General features: G+C 70.7%; 20 protein-coding genes. 9 read left to right on the top strand and 11 right to left on the bottom strand.

From position 1 onward, the window contains the following. Positions 1-13: 13 nt before the first annotated feature. Entirely contained in the window at positions 14-721 is a 708-nt protein-coding gene (locus DDV73_RS06115) for a class I SAM-dependent methyltransferase (RefSeq protein ID WP_109506328.1), read from the bottom strand. Between the two features lie 86 nt (positions 722-807). Between DDV73_RS06115 and DDV73_RS06110 the strand changes: the two genes are divergently transcribed. After that, the gene (locus DDV73_RS06110; RefSeq protein WP_154402626.1) at positions 808-2,520 is read left to right on the top strand and encodes an MmpA family trehalose lipid delivery protein; all 1,713 of its coding nucleotides are present in this window, start codon (positions 808-810) and stop codon (positions 2,518-2,520) included. A gap of 48 nt (positions 2,521-2,568) precedes the next feature. After that, complete coding sequence (locus DDV73_RS27755; protein ID WP_154402625.1) at positions 2,569-2,715, top strand: hypothetical protein; 147 nt, start codon at positions 2,569-2,571, stop codon at positions 2,713-2,715. Positions 2,716-2,729: 14 nt separating this feature from the next. Here the strand turns inward: DDV73_RS27755 and DDV73_RS06105 are convergent, their stop codons facing one another. From DDV73_RS06105 to DDV73_RS06095, 3 genes are all read right to left on the bottom strand, one after another. Beyond that, the gene (locus DDV73_RS06105) at positions 2,730-3,842 is read right to left on the bottom strand and encodes a glycosyltransferase family 4 protein (protein WP_109506326.1); all 1,113 of its coding nucleotides are present in this window, start codon (positions 3,840-3,842) and stop codon (positions 2,730-2,732) included. A gap of 151 nt (positions 3,843-3,993) precedes the next feature. Next, positions 3,994-6,117 carry a hypothetical protein gene (locus DDV73_RS06100; RefSeq protein WP_154402624.1) on the bottom strand — a complete coding sequence of 708 codons (2,124 nt, stop codon included), beginning with the start codon at positions 6,115-6,117 and terminating at the stop codon, positions 3,994-3,996. A gap of 32 nt (positions 6,118-6,149) precedes the next feature. Next, a complete protein-coding gene (locus DDV73_RS06095; RefSeq protein WP_109506324.1) occupies positions 6,150-7,634 on the bottom strand; it encodes a bifunctional glycosyltransferase/class I SAM-dependent methyltransferase in 1,485 nt (494 codons plus the stop codon). 147 nt (positions 7,635-7,781) lie between these two features. On the opposite strand from DDV73_RS06095, the gene DDV73_RS06090 reads away from it, so the two are divergent. Next, entirely contained in the window at positions 7,782-8,630 is an 849-nt protein-coding gene (locus tag DDV73_RS06090) for a 2OG-Fe(II) oxygenase (protein ID WP_109506323.1), read from the top strand. Between the two features lie 2 nt (positions 8,631-8,632). Here the strand turns inward: DDV73_RS06090 and DDV73_RS06085 are convergent, their stop codons facing one another. Continuing rightward, on the bottom strand, positions 8,633-9,910 hold the full coding sequence (locus DDV73_RS06085) for an acyltransferase family protein (RefSeq protein ID WP_109506322.1): 1,278 nt from the start codon (positions 9,908-9,910) through the stop codon (positions 8,633-8,635). Between the two features lie 192 nt (positions 9,911-10,102). On the opposite strand from DDV73_RS06085, the gene DDV73_RS06080 reads away from it, so the two are divergent. After that, positions 10,103-11,032, top strand: a complete 930-nt coding sequence (locus tag DDV73_RS06080; protein ID WP_161962294.1) for a PorA family protein — start codon at positions 10,103-10,105, stop codon at positions 11,030-11,032. A gap of 81 nt (positions 11,033-11,113) precedes the next feature. On the opposite strand, the gene DDV73_RS06075 is transcribed toward DDV73_RS06080, so the two are convergent. Then, a complete protein-coding gene (locus DDV73_RS06075) occupies positions 11,114-11,941 on the bottom strand; it encodes a class I SAM-dependent methyltransferase (protein ID WP_109506321.1) in 828 nt (275 codons plus the stop codon). Positions 11,942-12,279: 338 nt separating this feature from the next. Between DDV73_RS06075 and rpsA the strand changes: the two genes are divergently transcribed. Next, a complete protein-coding gene (rpsA, locus tag DDV73_RS06070) occupies positions 12,280-13,752 on the top strand; it encodes a 30S ribosomal protein S1 (RefSeq protein ID WP_109506320.1) in 1,473 nt (490 codons plus the stop codon). A 62-nt stretch (positions 13,753-13,814) separates the two neighbouring features. On the opposite strand, the gene DDV73_RS06065 is transcribed toward rpsA, so the two are convergent. Then, positions 13,815-14,522 (bottom strand): ankyrin repeat domain-containing protein, encoded by a 708-nt coding sequence (locus DDV73_RS06065; RefSeq protein WP_109506319.1) that lies wholly within the window; start codon positions 14,520-14,522, stop codon positions 13,815-13,817. Then, positions 14,519-15,529, bottom strand: coding sequence for an SMP-30/gluconolactonase/LRE family protein (locus DDV73_RS06060; RefSeq protein ID WP_109506318.1), 1,011 nt, complete (start codon positions 15,527-15,529; stop codon positions 14,519-14,521). Before DDV73_RS06060 ends, DDV73_RS06065 begins: the two co-directional genes overlap by 4 nt. A gap of 110 nt (positions 15,530-15,639) precedes the next feature. On the opposite strand from DDV73_RS06060, the gene DDV73_RS06055 reads away from it, so the two are divergent. Together DDV73_RS06055 and DDV73_RS06050 are read left to right on the top strand one after the other, a co-directional pair. Continuing rightward, positions 15,640-16,842: a sensor histidine kinase gene (locus DDV73_RS06055; RefSeq protein ID WP_109506317.1), complete on the top strand. Its 1,203-nt coding sequence runs from the start codon at positions 15,640-15,642 to the stop codon at positions 16,840-16,842. A gap of 11 nt (positions 16,843-16,853) precedes the next feature. Continuing rightward, a complete protein-coding gene (locus DDV73_RS06050; protein WP_109506417.1) occupies positions 16,854-17,480 on the top strand; it encodes a response regulator in 627 nt (208 codons plus the stop codon). Here DDV73_RS06050 and DDV73_RS06045 read toward each other — a convergent pair. Further along, positions 17,467-18,075, bottom strand: coding sequence for a LysE family translocator (locus DDV73_RS06045; RefSeq protein WP_109506316.1), 609 nt, complete (start codon positions 18,073-18,075; stop codon positions 17,467-17,469). The two genes, DDV73_RS06050 and DDV73_RS06045, sit on opposite strands and share 14 nt — an antisense overlap. Positions 18,076-18,225: 150 nt before the next feature. Here DDV73_RS06045 and DDV73_RS06040 point away from each other — a divergent pair, with 150 nt between their 5' ends. Further along, complete coding sequence (locus DDV73_RS06040; RefSeq protein ID WP_109506315.1) at positions 18,226-19,182, top strand: GlxA family transcriptional regulator; 957 nt, start codon at positions 18,226-18,228, stop codon at positions 19,180-19,182. 25 nt (positions 19,183-19,207) lie between these two features. After that, positions 19,208-19,885: an SIMPL domain-containing protein gene (locus DDV73_RS06035; RefSeq protein ID WP_109506314.1), complete on the top strand. Its 678-nt coding sequence runs from the start codon at positions 19,208-19,210 to the stop codon at positions 19,883-19,885. A 204-nt stretch (positions 19,886-20,089) separates the two neighbouring features. On the opposite strand, the gene DDV73_RS06030 is transcribed toward DDV73_RS06035, so the two are convergent. Next, positions 20,090-20,626, bottom strand: coding sequence for a GNAT family N-acetyltransferase (locus DDV73_RS06030; RefSeq protein ID WP_240617148.1), 537 nt, complete (start codon positions 20,624-20,626; stop codon positions 20,090-20,092). Next, positions 20,613-21,899 carry a class I adenylate-forming enzyme family protein gene (locus DDV73_RS06025; RefSeq protein WP_109506313.1) on the bottom strand — a complete coding sequence of 429 codons (1,287 nt, stop codon included), beginning with the start codon at positions 21,897-21,899 and terminating at the stop codon, positions 20,613-20,615. The genes DDV73_RS06030 and DDV73_RS06025 overlap by 14 nt, the downstream gene beginning before the upstream one ends. Position 21,900: the final 1 nt, after the last annotated feature.

Genomic DNA, 21,900 nt, shown 5'->3' with positions numbered 1-21,900 from the left:
TCGGGACGTCGACTCAGTAGGGATCGGCCTGCCCACGGTGGCCGAGCACGGCGGCCAGCGGGCGCAGCCGGAGCCGGAGGAGCACCTTGACCACCAGGTTGCGCAGCCACCACGGGAGCTGGCCGATGAACCGCGCCCGATCCCGGAAGGCCGGGCGGCCGACGACCAGTGTGGCCAGCGAGCCGGTGCGGCCGGCGTACCGCAGCGCGGAGGAGGGCAGCACGTGCCGCAGCAGCGCGGTGGTCACCCCGAGTGACGAGAACGCGTCGTGGACCAGGACGTGGCCGTCGGCCGGGACCCAGCTCGCCCAGCCGAGGTCGTCCCGGCAGGCCCAGTAGGAGTGGCCACCGTCGACGTACACCAGGTTGACCGGCCCGGACCAGGTCGCGCGGGCGGCCTCGCTCGTCACGGCGTGAACCTCGACCCGCCCGGCGACACCGGCCTTCGCGAGGTTCTCGCGCAGCAGCGCCTGGCTGTCCGCCCGCCCGTACCGCCAGTCCGGCAGGAACGGGTCGACCGCGACGACCTTGACTCCCGGCCGGGCGGCCAGGCCGAGGACCACCGCGGACCGGCCGAGGTGGGTGCCGATCTCCACGATCGTGCCGCCGGGCGGAACCGCCGCGGCCAGCCGGAACAGCTCGGCGGCCTGGTCCCGGGTGAGCCAGCCGGGGATCGCGTCGGCGTGCGCGAACGCCTCCTCGAAGGTGGTCGGCGACGGCATCGGGCCAGCCTAGACGAGTCGATCCCGGCAACTTTCCGATGTGGTCGCCCGAACTGAACAACGTCGCCCTTACGGTGGTGACCACAATGAGCGTGATCACACCGGCGCGGCTGCGCGCGCTCCTGCTGGATGCCTGGCCGCTGCTGCTGGCTGTCGTGCTGGTGGCTCCGCTGTACGGCGGCCGCGGGTACCCCATCGCCCGGGACCTGGTGTTCCTGCCGCGGCATGCCTGGACGCCGGCGGTTCTCGGGCTGGACGACGCGCCGCCGCGCGCCGTACCGCTGGACGCGGTACTGGCGGCGCTGACAGCGGTCGTCGACGGCGGCATCCTCGCCCGGGCGGTGCTGCCGCTGGTGCTGGCCGCGGCGGGCTGGGGCGTGCACCGGCTGCTGCGTGACTGCGGGACGGCCGCGCGACTGGCAGCCGGTGGCTTCGCGGTGTGGAACCCGTACGTCGTGGAGCGGCTGACGCTCGGGCAGTGGGCGCTGCTCCTCGGGTACGCCGCGCTGCCCTGGATCGCGGCCGCCGCCATCCGTTGGCGCCGCGACGGCGATCGCCGGGATCTCGCCACGGTCGTGCTGTGGACGGCACTGGCCTCGCTGACGCCGACCGGTGGCCTGCTCGCGGTCGTGACCGCCGCCGGCTTCGCCTGGTCCCGCGGCCGGCGGGTCGTCCGGATGGTCGCGCTGCTGGCGGTGCTGCAGCTGCCCTGGCTGGTGCCGGCCTTGACCGGCTCGGGGATGGACGCCGCCGACCCGGCCGGCGTCGACGCCTTCGCCGCCCACGGCGACACGCCGGGCGGGTTTGTCGTCTCCGTGCTCGGGCTGGGCGGCATCTGGGACACCCGCAGCGTGCCCGCCAGCCGCGAGACCTGGCTCGGCGTACTAACCGCGGTCGTCGTGGTTGCGGTCGTGGCGCTGGCGGTGCCGCGGCTGGCCCGGCTGTGGGGGAGAGGTGACCTGGTCCGGGGTGCGGCGATCGCCGCCGGCGGCCTGGCGATCGCCCTGCTGAGCGCGACGCCGTGGGGGAGTGAGGCGATGCGCTGGCTGGTGGTGGAGGTGCCGGGTGCCGGCCTGCTGCGGGACGCACAGAAGTTCCTGGCGCCGGCCTGCATCCTGGTCGCCGCGGCGCTGGGCGTGGTCACCGAGCTGCTGCTGGAACGGGTCCGCCGGCACGGTGCGGAGGTGGCGATCAGTGCCGCCCTGCCGCTGCTCGCGCTCCCGGTCCTGCTTCTCCCGGACGCCACGTCGCGCACTTGGACCACGGTGGGGCCGGTGAGCTTCCCCGAGGGACTGGAGCAGGCGTCGGCGGAGCTGTCGTCGAGCGAGGACGACACCGCCGTGGCGACGCTGCCGTGGCGCTCGTACCGCCACTTCACCTGGGCCAACGGCGAGGTGTCCTCGGACCCGGCGATCCGGTGGTTCGACCGCACCGTGCTCACCTCCGCCGAACTGGCCGTCGGGAACCGGGTGATTCGCGGCGAGAGCCGGCGGACCACCGAGCTGGGCCGGGCGCTGGAGCGGGGGCGGCCGGCCGAGGTGCTGCCGGAGTACGGCGTCGGCTGGGTGCTGGTCTACCGCGACGACCCGGACACCGACGCGCTCGACCTGTCGGGCCTGAGCCTGGTCGTCGACGACCCGGACGTCCGCCTCTACAAGGTGCCTGGCGACGACATCGAGAGCCGCGAGCAGCCGACACGCCGGGTGGTGCTGGTGGTCCTCGGCGACCTGGCCGCGCTCGCCGTCCTCTGTGCTGGAGCGCTGTCCCGAATCCGGCGTGCTAACAGCACCCGCCGGTAACTTGTGGTGTTATGCTGGCCGCCGTTGCCAGGGAGAGGGAATTTTAACGTGCCTACGTTTCTGAAGATGGTCCTGCCGCCACTCGTCGGCGGACTTCTCGCGTTCCTCGTCGTGTTCACGCTGACGTGGTCGCAGACGCGCGCTCCTGACACCAACCCGGCCGACAAGCCGGTCCTGACGTACGGCGACAACTGAGCCGGCTGAGCCGCTCAGCTCGACCGTAGAACCTCTTCGACGACGTCGGTCGTCGCCTCCCACGTGAACCGTCGCGACCACGCGACGGCTTCCGTGCCCATGCGCTCGCGCAGTTCCGCGTCGGACAACAGCTGCCGGGTCACCGCCACCAGGTCGTCCTCGTTCTCGGCGAGGATGCCGGTCCTACCGTCGACGATCGACTCGGCGACGCCGCCGGCGTCCCGGTAGGCGACGGTCGGCGTGCCCTGCGCGGCCGCCTCCAGTACGGCGAGTCCCCAGCCCTCCTTCGCCGACGGCAGCAGCGCCAGCCACGCCTCGGCGAGCAGCCGGTCCCGCTCGGCGTCGGAGACCCGGCCGTGGAAGGTCACAGACTTCTCGACCCCGCGCTGCTCGGCGTCCGCCTGCAGGCGGTCGTGCCACCAGCCCTCGCCGACGATGTCGAGGCGTAGGTCCGGGAACTCCGGCCGGAGCCGCTCGACGACCGCGAGCGCGTGCTCGATCTGCTTGTGGGGCACAAGCCGTGCGAGCACGCACAGCCGGGGCGACGCCGAGCGGGGGACTGCGGCCGGCGCCACCGCCAGGCCGTTGCGGGCGACCGTGATCGCTGCCGCCGGGGTACCGAGCCGGGCCAGGTCGGTCGCCGACGCTTCCGACACCGTGAGGAACGGGACCCGTCGGTAGAGCAGGGGAGTCAGCCGGCTCTCGACGAACCAGCCGACCCTGCCCCAGAAGCCGGGGTAGATGATCTGCCACTGCCGCTGGTGGACGTGGTGCACCAGACCGACCAGGCCGCGGCGCCGGACCAGCGGCGTACCGAACGGGATGCCGTTGATGACGTCGAGGACCACGTCGTACCGGCGCCGGTGCCGGGCCACCCAGAGCAGGCTGCGCGGGTAGACCGTCAGCCGAGCGCCACGACGCATCAGCCGCACGCCGTCCAGGTCCTGCTCCGCGGGCGCGTCGCCGTGGGCGGCGCACCGCAGCGTGACCCGGTGACCGCGCCGTACTAGCTCGCGCGCGACCTCCTCGACGAACACCTCCGAGCCACCGCCGTCCGGGTGGGTGGTGTCTCGCCAGCTGAGGATGGCGATGTCGAGCGGGCCGGGCCGCGACGGCCTAGATGACATATTCCAAGGGGTCGCGCATGCGAGCGTCGTTCAGCGCGTGCGCTGGCAAGGCGCCGGAACGAAGGCGGGCCGGCGGCCCGTCGAGCGACGGCAACGCCGCCAGCGTGCGTGATGGGCGGCGCGCAGCGCGCGAGCCCTTGGAATATGTCATCTACTGGTCACTGTCGGCGGTGGCGGCCTGGAGCCGGGTGCAGAGTGCGGGCGCCAGGCCGACCCCGCGCTTGATGGAGATGCCGGCCTTGAGGGCCTGCTGCCGACCGGACTCGACGATCTCGATCGTGGTCGGCTGGGCGACCCAGTTGGAGTCCCAGTCGAAGGTGCGGACGTAGCCGACGAAGCCGCCGGGTGTGGACTGCACCTCGGCGTGGCCCAGCTCTGGCTTGTCCAGCACGCCCACGCTGAGCTGGTACGGCGGCGGCACCGTGAACCACTGGCCGCGCTGCAGGCCACGCTCGGACCGGATCACGATCCGGGCCTGGTGCCGGCGGTTGGTGTCGAGCCACACGGTCCGCTTCAGCTCGGTGTTGACCTCGATCAGCGGGACCCGCTTCGGCTTCACCTCCGGGTCGACGGTGACCGTGACCACGGTGCCTCGGCGCTGGATGAGCTTCCAGGGCTCGTAGGTGTCGCCGGTGTTGAGGTACAGCTCGTCGCAGTCGCCGACGATGCGGATCTCGTCGGTCTTGCCGCCGGTCGGGTAGGAGTCGGTCTTGCGGACCAGGTCCAGCTGTTCGGGACCGCTCAGCTTCTCCTGCACCTCGAGGTAGCGCTCGAGCGAGGCGCCGCCGCGGGTGAGGGCGGAGGCGGTGTAGCCGGTGAGCATGTTCGCCGCGATCGAGAACCCGGTCAGCGCGGCGAGCACCGCCAGCCCGACGCTCTTCAACAGCCAGCGGTGTGAGTCCAGCCAGGCGGTCACCGCGGTCTGACCGATTGCCCCGCCTATCACCAGCATCGGCACGAACTCGCAGGTGTAGCGGTAGGCGAAGTAGCCGTAGGCCATCACCCCGCCGGTGACCAGCAGACCGGCGACGAACGGTGCCCGGAGCATCCGGATCTCGTGGTGGAGGCGGCGCCCGAGCAGCGCGGGCAGCGCGGCACAGGTCAGCAGGAACAGCCCGGGCATGAACGCCGGCACGCTGCCGGTGCGGTAGCTCTGGTCGATGAACGCCCCGCCGACCGGCTTCACCGGCTCGGCCGGCAGCGTGATCCAGGGGAAGTAGTCGACGAACCGGATGCCGTCCGGCCGGAAATACGACGTCCACGCGGTCGAGAAGAACTGCGGGCCGGTGATGGTGCCGCCGTTGGCGTCCAGCGCCTCCCGCCGGTGCGTGTTGACCTGGGTCCACACCTGGTCCTCGAGCGGGAACAGGTAGGGGTGCTGGAACTTGACCCAGTTGTAGGCGACGCCGGCCAGCAGGGGTACGGCGCCCGCGGCGATCACGCCCCAGCACAGCGGCCGCTGATGGGCGGGCGGCCGGCGGAGCAGCACCCACGCACCGAGGCCGATGGTGGCCAGGCAGACCGCCCAGCCGCCCGTCGTACGGGTCATGATCGCGCACAGCGAGAACGCCGCCAGCCAGCCGATCGTCCACCGGCTCGGCTCCCGCTGCACCCGGATCATCCAGTACATCGCGCCGATCACGAGCGGTACCGCCCAGGCGTACACCTCGTGGTAGACCCAGGGGAGCGAGGCGTTGTAGGTGAGCACCGAGCCGCCGGTCGCGAGCGCGAGGAAGACTGCTACCGAGACCGCCTCGTAGCGGGTGACCTCGGCGTCGCCGCACATGCAGTCCCGCACCAGCCAGACCAGCCGGCTGGTCATCACCGCCAGCAGCACGAACGCCAGCCCCATCGAGAGCAGGGTCAGCTTGCCGTCGAACTCGTGGGTGGTCATCAGCACCGGCAGCCGGATGATCGACGGGAACGGCGGGAAGTACATGTACTCCTTCTCGCCGATGATGAAGCCCTCGATGCCCAGGCTGCCGCGGGGTACGTCGAGCCGGCCTTCCAGGAACGCCCGGCCCTGGAAGTCGAAGAAGTTGGAGGCGTAGCCCAGCGAGTTCGCCGTACGGGTGAGCTTGGTGCTGTAGTCGAGCAGCGTCAGGAAGTACGCAAGGCCGCCGACGGTGAGCCCGGTGGCCGTCGCCCACAACCGCCGGCGGCGCTGGTTGGCGTCGTACCGGCTTGTCGTCTTGACCGGCTCCGGACCGTCCGGCTGGTCAGGCTCCGGTGCGGTGTCCTCGCTCGCGTCGGTCTCCGCTTGCGATGGCCGCACCGTCAGCACACTCCTCGCGGAGTGAGCCTGCCTCACACCCGCTTCAGTCGATACAGGAACTGGTAACCGAACAGGGTCGGCCAGGCTCGCGTCGCTGCCCGGTCCGCCTTCGCGGCTCCGCGGGCAGCCTTGCCCACGGTGGCGTTGGCGGTGCCGCGCTCGACGATGTCGAACGGCGAGCCGACCGTGGTCCGCTCCACGATCTGCAGCCCGCACTTCTCGACGAGCTTCTCGAAGCTGCGCCGGGTGAAGAAGCGGACATGCCCTTGGTCGAGCAGACCGCGCTGATCGTAGTCGAAGCGACCGGCTACGACACGCGCACGGGGGTACCAGTGCGCGAAGTTCGGAATCGAGACAAACACCTCGCCGCTCTCGCTGAGCCGTCCGGTGATGTCGGTGAGCAGCTGCTCGGGGTCGATCACGTGCTCCAGCACGTCGCCGGCCACCACCACGCGGTATCCGCCGCCGGACTCCGCGGGCAGGCCGTCGTTGAGGTCGGCCTCGACGAAGGCGTCCACCCGGTCGGCGATGCCTTCGTGCTTGACAAGGTCGACGCCGGTGACCCGGTGTCCGAGGTCACGGACCAGCGCGGCGAACTGCCCGTCCGAGCAGCCGACGTCGAGGACCGCGGCGGGCGCGACAGCGCGCAGCCAGCGCAGCAGGACGCCGTGCGAGGAGTGATCGGACGGCTTCAGCTCGTAGGCCTCGGTGTCGACACCGGTCGAGCCCTCGCCGAAGCCGACGTCGCGCATCCGGTAGCGGAGAACGTCGAGGGTGACGTCCTTGGCGTACTTCATACCGTTCACGTAGCAGATCTCATCGCCGTAGTAGGTCGGGATCGGCACCTCGGTGATCTTCCGGCCCGCAGCGTGCAGGCCGAGGATGATCTCGGTGTCGAAGTCGAAGTCATCAGAGTACGACGCGAGCGGGAGGTCGGCGAGCGCGTCGACCCGGTAGGCCCGGTAGCCGCTGTGCCACTCGCTGAGGTCGAGCCCGGTGAGCCGGTTCTGGAAGCGGGTCAGGATCCGGTTGCCGACCAGCTTGTACATCGGCATCCCGCCCCGGCGGGCGCCGCCCGGCTCCAGCATCCGGGAGCCGAACACCGCGTCCGCGTCGCCGGAGACCAGCGGCGCGACCAGGTCCTCGATGTGCTCGGGGGCGTACTGGCCGTCGCCGTGCAGCAGCACCACAACGTCCAGGCCGTGCGAGATGGCCCACTCGTAGCCGGCCTTCTGGTTGCCGCCGTACCCGAGGTTCTTCTCGTGCCGGACCACAGTCAGCGGCCAGGCGCAGCCGTTCTTGAAGTCCATGCCGACCTGGTAGGTGTCGTCGGAGCTCGCGTCGTCGCACACCAGGATGTGGTCGACGGACTCGGTGAACGATCCCGGCAGCCGCTGCAGGGTCTGCGCGAGGGTTCCGGACGCGTTGTAGGCGACGACGAGTACGCCGACGCGGGGGCTGGTCTGGGTCTCCGTTGCTTGCAGCGCGCGCGCTGCGTCAAGGCCACCAAGGTGCATGTGGTCGATCTCCCTCTTTCACTGCGGCCATCCGTGTCGCCCTCCACGACGTTCCCTCCCGGCGGATGGTCAGACGGGAGTCTAACCGGTGAGTAACAAAAGTGGGACCCCCTGGAAATTCTGGCCACGCGTGGCATCATTCCCGCCATGCAGAGCACCAGCCTCATCAACTTCGCGCACCTCACCGAGGACCTCGACCGCAAGGCGAACGACTACGCCAAGGCGAATCCGTTCCCGCACATCGTGCTGGACGACGTACTTCACCCGGACGCATTCGCCAAGGCCGCGGCGGAGTTTCCAGGGATCAAGGACGAGTTCTGGAAGGGGTACTTGCACGTCAACGAGACCAAGTACGCCAACACCCAGCCGGACACCTGGGGGACCACGCTGACCGCGGTGGCCAAGGAGTTCGTCTCGCCGGAGTTCGTGGAGTTCCTGGTCAAGCTGACCGGCATCGAGGACCTGATCCCGGACTGGACGATGGACGGCGGCGGCCTGCACCAGACGCTGAACGGCGGCCACCTCAACATCCACGCCGACTTCACCACCCACCACGTTCACAAGAACTGGGCGCGCCGGGTGAACATCCTGCTCTACCTCAACGAGGAGTGGCTTGATGAGTGGGGCGGCAAGCTCGAGCTCTGGGACGCCGACATGACCGCGTGCCAGGACAAGGTGACCCCGGCCGGCAACCGGATGCTGGTGTTCACCACCAGCTTCGACAGCTTCCACGGTCACCCGGATGCGCTGACCTGCCCCGATGACGTAGCCCGCCGCTCGATGGCGCTCTACTACTTCACCGAGGAGGAGAAGGCGGTCCGGCGCTCGACCAACTACCAGGCCCGGCCGACCGAGAGCAGCGCGAAGAAGGCCGCGATCTGGGCCGACCGGAACGCCCTGGACATGTACGACCGGGTCAAGCGCAGGCTCGGCATCTCCGACGAGCGCGTCAACAAGATGCTCGCCAAGGTCCACAAGCTCCGCAAGCGCAAGTAGCGCTAGTCGTCGTCGCCTGACCTGTCGCCGGAGCCGCCACCCGAGTTGGTGCGGCTCCGGTCGTCGTTGTGCTTGCCGAGCGGTACGGCGGGCTCGCGCCGGCCGGACCCGCCGCGGAGCCGCTTGGCGAGGTACGGCGCAAGGCCGGCACTCTCCACCTCACGCCAGTCCGGCGAGCTCAGGTAGCGCTGCATCGGCCGCTCCGCGATCAGCTCGCCGGCGAAGGCGATCACCGCGGTCGCGGCCAGGCCGACGAGGGTCCGCTCCTGCCAGCTCCAGCCGTCGGAGTGCCGGGAGACGTACCAGAAGATCGGGTAGTGCCACAGGAACAGGGCGAGCGAGTGCCGGCCGAGGAACGCCAGCGGCGGTGAGCCGAGCACGACGCCCACAGGTCGGTTGTCGGGCCGCAGCGTGAACCCGACCATGAACGTCATCAGCGCCAGCGTCAGTGCCACGCCGGGCACGCCGAAGAAGTTGCGCCCCGGCTCGGCGGCGCCGACCGGGTCGGCGATCAGATAGACCAGCGGTGCGAGCGCTATCGCCGCCAGCCCGGCCAGCCACTTGCCAGCCGGTGCCAGTTTGCTCAGGAACGGCATCGCGGCCGCGCCCACCGCGCCCGCGAGCGGCGCGTCGGCGCGCACCGTGGTCCGCAGCAGCGCCTGGTAGATGCCCTCAGTCTCGTAGACGTGTGCCCGCCAGGCGAGGCAGGCCGCGAGCAGGGCCGCGAGCGTGATCAGCAGCGCCACCGGCCACCGGCGCAGGATGCAGACCGCGAGCAGGATCAGCACGAACACCTGCATGTCGACCGAGAGGTACCACAGGTGGCCGAGGTCGGGGCGGGCCACGACGGCGTGGTCCTGGAGGTACCAGTTCCAGGTATAGGTGGCGATCCGGAACAACGAGGTGCCGGTCTCCTTGCCCCGGTAGGTGATCTCGGACTCCAGCCCGGTGACCACCGCGACCGCGATCAGCAGCAGCCAGACCTGGGCGCTGATTCGCAGGAACCGGCGCAGGAACTCCACGCCGAACCGCACGGTCCCGCGCTCCTCGTGCCGCTTGATCAGGCTGCGGGTGGCGAGGAAGGCGCCGACCGCGAAGAAGATGGAGACGGCGTAGTTGCCGCTGACGAACCACGGGTGCAGCCAGTCGCGCTCGTCGATCTCGGTCGAGGGCCACACGGTCCAGCCGTGGGACAGCACGACCAGCACGACCGCGATGCCCCGGAGGCCGTCGTACACATCGATCCGGCGGCTCGCAGTCGTGGGCTCAGTGGCGGTCATGGCGAGGAGACTAGACGATCGATCCCGGCGGTTCCGCCTGATGGACCCATCCGAATCGGCCGTCTGGGGACAATCTTGGTCACTGACCGCTACTGGCCGGTATCAATCCAGGCAAAGCCTGCCGATTGTCCGTTTCGCGGCGCGCCTACGCTGCTACAGTGCGCTCACTTGTTGCCATGGGAGGGTATTGCAGTGCGAAGGACTTTGGGCGCCATTTTGGCGCTGCTGGGTGCATTTCTGATCATCTTGGCCATCCTGGCTCAGTTCTGGATGCCGGACCGGATCAAGAAGGCGCCGCTCGATACAACGGAAACCACCCGCGCTGCCGGCACCATTCAGCTGAGCGACGGCGACGGTGGGCTGGAAGAGTCGCCGGTCAAGGGCTGGAGTGTCACTCACGCCGACACCGACCTCTCCGACGGGGAGGTCATCTCCTACCGGGAGTCGTCGTGTCTGGTGAAGGACATCGGTGACCCGACGGGCTGTGTGGAGGCCGATGACCCGCAGGAGCGGCTGATCTCCGCCAGCACCGAGGCGTTCGCGACCGACCGGCGTACCGCCGAGGCGGTCAACGACCCGGACTACGTGCCGGCGGACGCCTGGGAGTACCGCGGGCTGGTGAATAAGTTCCCGTTCGACGCCGAGAAGAAGACGTACAAGTACTGGGACGGCCTGATCGGCGAGACGGCCGACGACCCAGATCTCGGTGCGGTGGACGCGGTCTTCGACCGTACCGAGGAGAAGGACGGCACCGAGCTCTACGTCTACAAGATCAGCTTCACGGACGCGGCGATCCAGATCACCGACGAGGTAGCTGGCCGGTACGACGACGAGAAGGAGGTCTGGGTCGAGCCCAAGACCGGCTCGATCGTCTTCCAGAGCGATCACCAGGAGCGGCGCGACGCCGAGACCGGTGACACCGTGCTGATCCTCGACCTCGAGGTCACCGACGAGGAGTTCGACGAGAAGCTCGACGAGGCGAAGAGCAGCGCCGACAAGCTCAACCTGGTTACCAAGACCATCCCGCTGGTCGGATGGATCCTCGGTATCCCGCTGCTGCTGATCGGACTCGCGCTGCTGTGGTTCGGCGGCTCGTCCAGCGGAGCTCGCGCCGCCGAGTAGCACCGGCCCGCTCTTGGCTCGACGCCCGTCGCTGCGCTGCACAGCGACGGGCGTCAGTCATGTCTGTGGTCAGGTCTGTGCTCAGGTCTGAGGGTCGCGCAGGGTCGCCACGAACACGGCGGTACCCGGGGTCAGCCGGCCGCGCACCCGCGACCAGCCGCCCCAGACCCGTTCGTGGTCCTCGGGCCACTCGGGCTCGGCGAGGTCGATCAGGCTGAAGCCGTGCCGGGCCAGCACCCGCACCCAGTCGCCGATCGTGCGGTGGTGCTCGACGTACTGCACGCTGCCGTCGTCGTCGACCTCGACGTACGGCGTCCGGTCGAAGTAGGACTGGGCGGCGGTGAGCCCGCCCTCGGTGGGGTCGTCGGGGAACATCCAGCGGGTCGGGTGGGTGACCGAGAACGCGAACCGGCCGCCCGGCGCCAGCACTCGTGCGGCCTCCCGGACCCCGGTGTCGGCGTCCGCCACGAACTGCATCGATCCGAACGACGAGAAGACCACGTCGAAGGAGCCGTCGGCGAAGGGGAGTGCGGTGGCGGTCGCGCACACGGTCGGTACGGCGAGCCCCGTCGCGTCGTCGATCCGGCGGCTGTGCTGCAGCTGGCGCATCGAGACGTCCAGGCCGATCGCGGTGGCGCCCTGCTGACGCAGCCAGCGGGCGCACTGCGAGGCGCCGCATCCGATCTCGAGCACCCGCTTGCCGGCGACCTCGCCGAGCAGCCCGGCGTCGGCCTCGCTCAGCCCCTCCGGTCCCCAGATGAAGTGGACGTCCCCGAGGAACGCGCCGTGGGTGGCCTGGTACTCGTCGGCATAGGCGTCCCAGTCCCGGCGGTTCGCGCGGAGGGTCTCCTCCTCGCCCACCTCCCGTCGCTCCGGCTGGACGGGCGGATAGTGCGCGCCGTACTCCATGTCGGGAAGTGTTCCACGCGGCCCGGGCCGCCAGCGCGTCGCGTCCCGGGCGACACGTGGGCACCGGCCGAGGTTGTTTGTCTGGTTCCACCCGGCAAGTCCGGAATTTCGACCCAGCTGGCGGGGTGTGGTCCCAGCGGCCGGTCTCGGCGTGACCCGGGTTGGACGCCTGGGCCAAACCGCCGGTATCCTTGACAATCGCGCCAGAGGTCTGCCTGGGTTCCAGACGGAGCGGACCCACGCTCGCTATCAAATTCGACGCAACATCCCGGTAGTGAAACGCGGCCTTCGGCGTGCCCGCACAACTCCTATATCCACCCCAAGGAATCCAGTCCCCTATGACAAGCCTTTCCACTCTTCCTGAGACCGACGCGCCGCAGGTCGCGATCAACGACATCGGTTCGGAAGAGGACTTCCTCGCCGCGATCGACGAGACCATCAAGTACTTCAACGACGGTGACATCGTGGATGGCACCATCGTCAAGGTCGACCGGGACGAGGTCCTGCTCGACATCGGCTACAAGACCGAGGGTGTCATCCCCTCGCGTGAGCTGTCGATCAAGCACGACGTCGACCCGTCCGAAGTCGTCGAGGTCGGCGACAAGGTCGAGGCCCTGGTTCTCCAGAAGGAGGACAAGGAAGGCCGGCTGATCCTGTCGAAGAAGCGCGCCCAGTACGAGCGCGCCTGGGGCACCATCGAGCAGGTCAAGGAGGAGGACGGCGTCGTCGAGGGCACCGTCATCGAGGTCGTCAAGGGCGGCCTGATCCTCGACATCGGCCTGCGTGGCTTCCTCCCGGCATCGCTGGTGGAGATGCGCCGCGTCCGCGACCTGCAGCCGTACGTCGGCCAGACGCTCGAGGCGAAGATCATCGAGCTCGACAAGAACCGCAACAACGTGGTCCTGTCGCGCCGTGCGTGGCTGGAGCAGACCCAGTCCGAGGTTCGCCAGGGCTTCCTGACCCAGCTCCAGAAGGGCCAGATCCGCAAGGGCGTCGTCTCCTCGATCGTCAACTTCGGTGCGTTCGTGGACCTCGGCGGCGTCGACGGCCTGGTCCACGTGTCCGAGCTGTCGTGGAAGCACATCGACCACCCGTCCGAGGTGGTCACCGTCGGTGACGAGGTCACCGTCGAGGTGCTGGACGTCGACATGGACCGCGAGCGGGTCTCGCTGTCGCTGAAGGCGACCCAGGAAGACCCGTGGCAGCACTTCGCCCGGACCCACCAGATCGGCCAGATCGTGCCCGGCAAGGTCACCAAGCTGGTGCCGTTCGGCTCGTTCGTCCGGGTCGAGGAGGGCATCGAGGGCCTGGTGCACATCTCCGAGCTCGCCGAGCGTCACGTCGAGATCCCCGAGCAGGTCGTCCAGGTCAACGACGACGTCATGGTCAAGATCATCGACATCGATCTCGAGCGTCGCCGGATCTCGCTGTCGCTCAAGCAGGCCAACGAGACCGCCACCGCGACCGACGCGGAGGAGTTCGACCCGACGCTGTACGGCATGACCGCGTCGTACGACGAGCAGGGCAACTACATCTACCCGGAGGGCTTCGACCCGGAGACCGGCGAGTGGCTCGAGGGCTTCGACGAGCAGCGCGCCACCTGGGAGGAGCAGTACGCCAAGGCGCACGCTCGCTGGGAGGCCCACGTCAAGCAGCAGGCCGAGGCCAAGGTGGCCGACGCCGAGGCCGGCGAGGCGACCTCGTACTCCTCGGGTGCCGAGGCTCCGGCCGCGACCGAGGAGGCCGGCGGCTCGCTGGCTTCCGACGAGGCGCTGCAGGCGCTCCGCGAGAAGCTGACCGGCGGTAACTGAGCAAAGCGCAACGGCCCGGCACCTCCTGGGAGGTGCCGGGCCGTTGCGATTTCTGGGGAGGGTCAGCTGGTGTACTGGCGCAGGATGCCTGCGATCTCGTCGTACCCCTTCGCAGCGGCGTGCTCCAGTGCGGTGACGCCGTCGTTGTCGGCGATGGACGGGTCGGCGCCGTGGTCGAGCAGGATCCGCACGATCTTCTGCCACGGCTCGGTGCCGCGACCGAGGATGACCGCCTCGAGCAGCGCGGTCCAGCCCAGGTCGTTGACGTGGTTGACGTCGATGTCGGTGCGCACCACCCGCCGTACGTAGTCGACGTGGCCGCGCTCGCTGGCCGGGATCACCGAGATCCCGCCGAACCGGTTGCGGATGGTGAGGTCCGGGTCGGCGGTCAGCAGCAGCTCGGCCATCGCCACGCTCCCGGTCACACCGGTGACCAGCCAGGGAGTGTCGTGCCGGTCGTCGAGAGCGTCCGGATCGGCACCGTGCGCGACCAGGACTCGGGCTGCGGCGACATGGTCGGCCGCCGCTGCCAGCAGAAGCGCAGTGCGCCCGTTCCGGTCGCGCTGCTCGAGGTCGGCGCCTGCGCGGATGGCCTCCGCCACCGCGTCGGCATCGCCGCGTGCGGCCGCTGCCAGGAGGTCGATCATCGGGTTCTGCTCCTTCGGAGTGGAGACGGGTGGTGGTGGGGTCGGCGAAGCGGGGTCGGAGGCGGGATCCGGGCCGGCGCAGCCGACGAGCAGCAGCGCCAGCCCCAGGATCACCGGTCTCATCGCGGCATCGTCGTCGACAGCACCTCGTACGGCGGCAGGCCGACGTTCTCGTCGAAGTGGCTGTCGACCAGCAGCAGCCGGCCGCCCAGCAGCTTGCCGGTGGTCAGCACCCGGTCCGGGTCGGTCGCCCGCTGCCCGACCAGCCGGGCGCGCGCGCCGTCCGCGGAGAGCTCGAGGTGGGCGATGCTCTTGCTGAAGTTGCGGATCACCACGAGATCGCGGCCGCGCAGGACCAGCCCGTCGGCGTTGACCAGGTCGGCGCCGGTGGCGATCTCGGTGGCCGCGCCGGTCCGCGCGTCGAACCGCCACAGGTCGCCGGTGTTGCCCTGCGCGACGACGAACGCCGAGCGGTCGCTGCTCAGTACGATCCCGCCCAGGTTGAAGCCGGGCTGGGTGGTGATGGTGCCGGTGGCGTCCGCCCAGGTGGTCGCGGCCCAACCGGCGCCGTCGTTGGCGACCCGGAAGATCTGCGGGGCGTTGGAGTTGGTGAAGTACGCCGCGCCGTCCGGCCCGATCGCCACGTCGTTGACGAACGCCTCGTTCGACGGGACCTGGAGCGCAGCCAGCAACCGGCCGTCCCGGTCGTAGACCCACACGTCGGGCCGGTCGTTGCCGGTGCCGTTGGGGCCGCCGGCGACGTACACACGGCCGGCCCCGTCGACGGTCACGCCGCGAGCGGTGAACCGGCCGTCGGCGCCGTCGCCGGGCAGCCACTCCTCGGCGTGGCGACGGTCGGCGCTGCCGCGGTGGATCTCGCCGCCGGTCACTTCGCTCACGTAGTAGCGGCCGGTGGCGCGGTCGACGCCGATGCCTTCGAACTTCGAGCCACCGGCGCCGTCGACCACCGGGTCGCCGGGCAGCAGGTAGCTGCCCGGTCGCTGCTGGTCGGTGCGGCCGGTGCGGTCGGAGTCGTCGGCGAAGGCGGGGGCGGTTGCGCTGGACAGGGTCAGGGACAGGAGTACGGACAGGGCGAGCGCGGTGAGCGCGGGAATCAGGTTTCTGTTCATGCCACTACCGTCCGCCAGGCGGCCCCGCCCGGGCATCGGGCGGTCGGCGACCGTTCGATAGCCGATCGGATGATGCCGAGCCGGACCCGGAGACCTAGCCTGGGCAGACCATGACCCGCGACCTCCCTGTGCCACCCCGTGCCGAGCATGACGGCGGCATCCTCGCCGGGGCCAGCCGCCTCGACCTGTGGCTGCACGCCTCGCTGACCCTGCTGGTGCTGGCCTCGGTCGTGCGCTACCTCGACGGCCACGGGCTGGGCGACCGGGCGTGGCTGGTGCTGCCCGGAGCGGCCCTGCTGCTGGCCGTCTACGTGGCCGGTCACGCGGTACGCCGCCATCCGGTCTGGCTGGCGGTGCTGGTGGTGCTCTTCGTCGGGCTCGCCCTGCTGGCGCCGTCGTTCTCCTGGGCGGCGGTGCCGCTGGTGTTCGTGGCGCTGCGGGTGCTGTCGTTCCAGCAGGCGGTCGCGGTGACCGTGCTGTTGGTCGCGGTCGTGGCGGCAGCGTGGACCCGGATGACCGGCGTACTGGACCCGACCGTGGTTCTCGGGCCGGCCTGCATCGCGGTGCTGTCGGTCGTCGCATACCGGGTCCTCGAGCGTGACGCGACGCTGCGGCGCAGGCTGCTCGCCGACCTGGAGCAGGCCCAGGACGACGTCGCCGATGCGGAGCGCCGGGCCGGCGTGGTCGCCGAGCGGACGCGGCTGAGCCGCGAGATCCACGACAGCGTCGCGCAGGGGCTGACCAGCATCAACCTGCTGCTGGAGGCGGCCCAGCAGGACTGGAACGACCGGCCGGAGACGGCCCGGGCGCACGTCAGCCACGCGGCGACGGCCGCCCGCTCCTCGCTCGACGAGGTGCGCCGGGTGGTGCGCGACCTGGCGCCCGCCGAGCTGGACGGCCGGGGGCCGGCGGCGCTGACCGACGCGATCCGGGCGCTCTGCGAGCGGGCAGAGCGGGTCTCGGGTGTGCCGACCGACCTGCGGATACACGGCGACCCGGTGCCGGTCTCCGGCGCGGTCGCGACCGCCGTGCTGCGGACGGCGCGCGGCGCGCTCGCCAACGTCGCCGAGCACTCCCGGGCATCCGCGGCGACCGTCACCCTGACCTACCTCGAGTCGGAGGTCGCGCTGGACGTGCGCGACGACGGGGTGGGCATCTCGGTCGGCGCGCACAACCCGCAGGACCTGCGCGGCTACGGCCTCGCCGGCATCAGGTCGCGGGTCGCCGAGCTCGGGGGAGAGCTGGTGGTCGAGAGCCGGCCGGGCGAGGGCACCGTCGTCGCCGCATCGTTCCCGCTGCCGAGGAGAGGCTAGTGGTCACGCCGATGATCCGGGTCCTGCTGGTCGACGACCATCCCGTTGTCCGGGCGGGCGTCCGCGCGCTGCTCGAGGGGCAGCCGGACATCGAGGTGGTCGGCGAGGCGGCTGCCGCCGACGAGGCCGAGCGGGCGGTGCGTGAGCTCCGCCCCGACGTCGTGCTCATGGACCTCAGCCTGGGCGCCGGACCCGGCGGCGCCACCGCGACGGCCGGGATCCGAGCCCTGCCCGAGCCGCCGCAGGTGCTGGTGCTGACCACCTACGACACCGAGGCCGACATCTTGGAGGCGGTCGACGCCGGCGCCGTCGGGTACCTGCTCAAGGACGCACCGCCGGACGAGCTGTTCCGCGCGGTACGCGCGGCGGTGCGCGGCGAGATGGTGCTCTCACCGGCGGTCGCCGCCCGGTTGGTACGGCGCGCCTCGTCGCCCGAGCCGTCGCTCACCGAGCGCGAGGTGGAGATCCTGCAGCTGCTCGCGACCGGCAAGGGCAACCGCGAGCTGGCGCGGGAGCTGCTGGTGAGCGAGGCGACGGTCAAGTCCCACCTGTCGCACATCTACACCAAGCTTGGCGTGGACACCCGGGCCGGCGCGGTTGCGGTCGCGATCGAGCGGCGGATCATCAGGCGCGGGTGAAGGCCAGCTTCGCGCCGAGTGCGACGAACGAGACCGCGAACGTGCGCCGCAGCCAGTCCATCACCCGCGGCCGGCTGATCACCTGGTCGCGGACGGCGGCCGCCAGCACGCCGTACACCGCGAACACGACGAACGTGGCCAGCATGAACACCGCACTCAGCAGCAGCATCTGGCGCAGCTCGTGCGGGGTGCCGGGGGAGACGAACTGCGGCAGGAACGCGAAGAAGAAGATCGTGAGCTTCGGGTTGAGGACGTTGATCAGCACCGCGGAGACGATGGTCCGGCCGGCCGACGCGGGCGCCTGGTCGGACACGGTCAGCGCGCCCTTCTCACGCAAGGTCGCCCATGCCATGTAGAGCAGGTAGGCGACGCCGGCCCACTTGACGATGCCGAAGGCCACCGCACTGGTGTGCAGGAGGGCGGCCAGGCCGGTGATCGCGGCGACCATGTGCGGGACGATGCCGAGGGTGCATCCGAAGGCCGCAACCAGGCTCTGCCGGGTGCCGTGCGCGAGCCCGGCGGCGAGCGTGAACAGGACGCCGGTGCCGGGCGTTGCCACCACGACCAGCGTGGTGAGCAGGAAGGTCAGGGTCATGCGGAATGAGACTACCGAGCCACCGGTTGCACGTCACGGAGCACCATCCGGACCGTCTGGTAGGCCATTCCGCCCATCGAGATCCTGCCACGAGTGGCAGACATGTGACCTTCCATCGATTTTCTGCCAGGATCGTGGCAGGATACGAGAATGCTGACCAACGTGGCTGTGCTTGCGTACGACGGCGTCGCGCCGTTCGAGCTCGGCGTGCTCTGCGAGGCGTTCGGGATCGACCGGTCCGACCAGGGCCTGCCGACGCTCGACTTCGCGGTGTGTGCGGTGCAGCCCGGCCGGGTGCCCACCTCGCTCGGGTTCGGGATCGACGTCGAGGAGGACCTGACCCGCGCGGCCGAGGCCGACCTGGTCGCGGTGCCCGCGATGCCGCGCGCCGGCCACGCGCCGCTGGCGATCCTGGACGCGCTGGAGGCCGCCCACGAGCGCGGGGCGCGGATCCTGTCGGTGTGCTCGGGCGCCTTCACCCTCGGCGAGGCCGGGCTGCTCGACGGCCTGGACTGCACCACCCACTGGCGCTACACCGACGAGCTGCAGGAGCGGTTCCCGGAGGCGCGCGTGATCCCCGAGGTGCTGTACGTCGACAGCGGCCAGGTGATCACCAGCGCCGGGTCGGCCGCCGGCATCGACGCCGCGCTGCACCTGTGGCGCGAGGACTACGGCGCGGCCATCGCCAGCCAGATCGCCCGCCGGATGGTGGTGCCGCCGCAGCGGTCCGGTGGCCAGGCCCAGTACATCGAGCGCGCCGTACCCGACTGCGATGTGGAGACGCTCGGCCCGCTGCTCACCTGGATCACCGGCAACCTCGCCGACGAGCTCAACGTCGAGGCGCTGGCCCGCAAGTCACACATGTCGCCGCGCACCTTCGCCCGCCGCTTCCGCTCGGAGACCGGGGTGACCCCGCACGCCTGGGTGACCAGCCAACGGATCCTGGCCGCCGAGGAGCTGCTCGAGCAGAGCGACGCCTCGGTGGAGTGGATCGCCGGCGAGGTCGGCTTCGGCAACGCCGCCACCCTGCGCCACCACTTCCTGCGCGCCCGCGGCGTCAGCCCGCAGCAGTACCGGCGCTCGTTCAGCGCGGCGGCAGGAGCCTGACCGCAGGGTCTCTACGCTTGCCCGCATGAGCGACGTCCAGATCACGGTCCGCGGCACCTACACGGCCTACGCGCCGCCGCAGCGGGCCACTCTGCGCGCGACGGTCGGGATCGAGGGACCGTCGCCGGAGCCGGTCTACCGGCAGGCCGCGAAGTCGGCGCAGGCGATGACCGAGGACATCACCCGGCTGCACAACCCAGAGGCCGGCCCGGTCACCTGGTGGTCCAGCGGCCAGCTCCGGACCTGGGCGAAGCGGCCGTGGAACCAGGACGGCAAGCTGCGGCCGCTCGTCCACCACGCCCAGGTGAGCCTCTCGGTGAAGTTCAGCGACTTCGACGAGCTCAGCGCGCTCGCCGGCCGCGCGATGGCGATCACCGGCGTCAGCGTCGAGCGGATCGAGTGGGCGTTGCGCGAGGTCAAGCGCCTGGAGCTGACCGCCCAGGTGCGTGCCCAGGCCGTGCGAGATGCCCGGACCCGGGCACAGGCGTACGCCGACGCGCTGGATCTCGGGCCGGTCCGGGTCGTCGCGCTCGCCGACGCCGGGATGCTCGGTGACGGTCTCAACCCGGTCGGCGGCGGCGGGATCACGCCGTACGCGCGGAGTCGGGATGCCGCGGGCGGCGCCGGCGGCAGCGGTGTCGAGTTCACCCCGGAGGACATCGCCGTGTCCGCCGAGGTCGACGCCCGCTTCACCGTCGGTTAGTTCGCCGACCCGGCCCGTCTTGACGCCCAGACCCGCCGACCCGGCCCGTGTTCACGCCCAGATCCACTGACCCGGCCGCTGTTGACGAGCCGCGTGTGAACAAGGGCCGGGTCGGCGCTCTCTCGGGTGAACAAGGGCCGGGTCGGCGCTCTCTCGGGTGAACAAGGGCCGGGTCAGCGCTCCCTCAGGTGAACAAGGGCCGGGTCAGCGCTCTCTCGGGTGAACACGGGGCGGGTCAGCGAGCCGGACGGTCAGCAGGTTGTCGCCATGGGCGTAGTCGATCTCGACCTGGCCCGTTTCGCGGAACCCGAGCTTCTCCAGGACTCGGCGGGAGGCGAGGTTCCACGTGCGAACGGTTGCCCACAGCCGGTTGTAGCCGGACTCGCCGGCCCAGCCGACCACAGCCTCGGCCGCCTCGGTGGCGTAGCCGAAGCCTTGAGCCCGCCGCAGCAGCTCGAAGGCCAGCTCGGGCTCGCCGGGTGCGCCGTTCCCGTGGAAGACCAGCCCGCAGTACCCGATGACATCGCCCGCGCCCTTCCGCTCGATCGCCAGCACACCCGGCCGCGGATCCTCACGCTCCCTGCGGATCTCAGCGGCGATGTCGGCCACCGTCGGCCGTGCTTCGGCATCCAGCCGGCGGTGCGCGGGCACTCTGGGATCCCGCTCCGTCCACAGTCGGCGATAGACGCCGGCCTCGTCGGCACTCCGGCGCCGCAGGATGAGGCGATCAGTCTCCAGCACCGGGGACACCTTCCGCGTGAGCCACGTCCGGCCGCAGCGCCTGGCGGCGTACCTTGCCGGTCGCGGTGCGGGGGAGCTCGGGCAGGAAGGTGTAGTCCTTGGGGCGCTTGGGCGGCGCCAGTCGCTCGCGCGCCCAGGCGTCGAGGTCGGCGGCGGTCGCCTCGCCCACCACTGCGGCGCAGACCCGCTGTCCCCAGCGGTCGTCGTCGGCGGCGTACACCGCGATCTCGGTGACCCCGGGATGCTCGGCGAGCACGTTCTCCACCTCGGTCGGGTACACGTTGACCCCACCGCTGATGATCAGGTCCTCCCGGCGCCCGTCGAGGTACAAGTAGCCCTCGTCGTCGAGCCGGCCCAGGTCGCCGACGGTGAACGCCGGTCCGGCGGCGGTCTCGCGCCAGGCGGCGGCGGTCTTCTCGGGTGCGCCGAGATAGCTGAAGCGAGCGTGCTCGGGTACCACGCACCAGATCTGGCCATCGTCGTCCATGCTGAGCGTGCGGCCGGGCCGGGCCCGGCCGACCGTGCCGGGACGGGCCAACCACTCCTCGCTCCGGCAGGCGGTGAACTGGCCCTCGGTCGAGCCGTAGAACTCCCACGTGGTGCCGTCGGGGAACAGCTCGATCAGCCGTCGCTTGATGACCGGCGGGCAGGCGGCGCCGGCGTGCGCGACCAGCCGGAAGCAGGACAGGTCGGGTACGCCGACCCGGTCCCAGTGCGCGAACAGCTGCTGCAGGTGCGTCGGCACGCAGAACATCGTGGTCGGCCGCTCGGTCAAGATCGCGTCGGTCACCCGCGCCACGTCGAATGCGCCGGGCGCGACCACGCGACCGCCCGCGAGCAGGGTGCCGACCGCGAACCGCAGCGGCGCGGAGTGGTAGAGCGGGCTCAGCACCAGGTTGACATCGTCGCCGCGGAAGCCCCAGAGCTCCCGCTCCTCGGCGACCAGCCGGGCCGCGGCTGCCGGGCCGAGCAGCCCGCTGTACACACCCTTGGGAGTGCCGGTGGTGCCGCTGGTCACGTGGATCGGCCGGCCGAGTGGCAGCGGTCGCTCGTCGGTGCCGAGCCCGATCAGCTCGCCGGGGTCGGTGACGACGTGGTCCGGCGCGAGGTCGGCGAGGATCCGCTCCCGCTCGTACGCCGTCAGCCGCGGGTCCAGTGGGATCGGGAACACCCCGCGGCCCAGCAGCGACAGCACGGTTTCGACGTACCTCACCGAGCCGGGCACGAGCAGCGCCACCCGCTGTTCGGGGCGCAGCAGGGACAGCGGGTTCACC

The sequence above is a fragment of the Nocardioides speluncae genome, from assembly GCF_003121585.1.
GTDB lineage: Bacteria > Actinomycetota > Actinomycetes > Propionibacteriales > Nocardioidaceae > Nocardioides > Nocardioides speluncae.
This window is presented reverse-complemented; position numbering and strand designations above follow the sequence as displayed.

Bases quoted from the DNA above. Each gene is read 5' to 3' on its own strand.
- DDV73_RS06090 (WP_109506323.1), top strand. From the start codon at position 7,782: ATGCAGAGCACCAGCCTCATCAACTTCGCGCACCTCACCGAGGACCTC.
- DDV73_RS06045 (WP_109506316.1), bottom strand. From the start codon at position 18,075: ATGACCCTGACCTTCCTGCTCACCACGCTGGTCGTGGTGGCAACGCCC.
- DDV73_RS06050 (WP_109506417.1), top strand. From the start codon at position 16,854: ATGATCCGGGTCCTGCTGGTCGACGACCATCCCGTTGTCCGGGCGGGC.
- DDV73_RS06065 (WP_109506319.1), bottom strand. From the start codon at position 14,522: ATGAGACCGGTGATCCTGGGGCTGGCGCTGCTGCTCGTCGGCTGCGCC.
- DDV73_RS06085 (WP_109506322.1), bottom strand. From the start codon at position 9,910: ATGACCGCCACTGAGCCCACGACTGCGAGCCGCCGGATCGATGTGTAC.
- DDV73_RS06110 (WP_154402626.1), top strand. From the start codon at position 808: ATGAGCGTGATCACACCGGCGCGGCTGCGCGCGCTCCTGCTGGATGCC.
- DDV73_RS06040 (WP_109506315.1), top strand. From the start codon at position 18,226: ATGCTGACCAACGTGGCTGTGCTTGCGTACGACGGCGTCGCGCCGTTC.
- rpsA (WP_109506320.1), top strand. From the start codon at position 12,280: ATGACAAGCCTTTCCACTCTTCCTGAGACCGACGCGCCGCAGGTCGCG.
- DDV73_RS06105 (WP_109506326.1), bottom strand. From the start codon at position 3,842: ATGTCATCTAGGCCGTCGCGGCCCGGCCCGCTCGACATCGCCATCCTC.
- DDV73_RS06115 (WP_109506328.1), bottom strand. From the start codon at position 721: ATGCCGTCGCCGACCACCTTCGAGGAGGCGTTCGCGCACGCCGACGCG.
- DDV73_RS06035 (WP_109506314.1), top strand. From the start codon at position 19,208: ATGAGCGACGTCCAGATCACGGTCCGCGGCACCTACACGGCCTACGCG.
- DDV73_RS06055 (WP_109506317.1), top strand. From the start codon at position 15,640: ATGACCCGCGACCTCCCTGTGCCACCCCGTGCCGAGCATGACGGCGGC.
- DDV73_RS06060 (WP_109506318.1), bottom strand. From the start codon at position 15,529: ATGAACAGAAACCTGATTCCCGCGCTCACCGCGCTCGCCCTGTCCGTA.
- DDV73_RS06095 (WP_109506324.1), bottom strand. From the start codon at position 7,634: ATGCACCTTGGTGGCCTTGACGCAGCGCGCGCGCTGCAAGCAACGGAG.
- DDV73_RS06075 (WP_109506321.1), bottom strand. From the start codon at position 11,941: ATGGAGTACGGCGCGCACTATCCGCCCGTCCAGCCGGAGCGACGGGAG.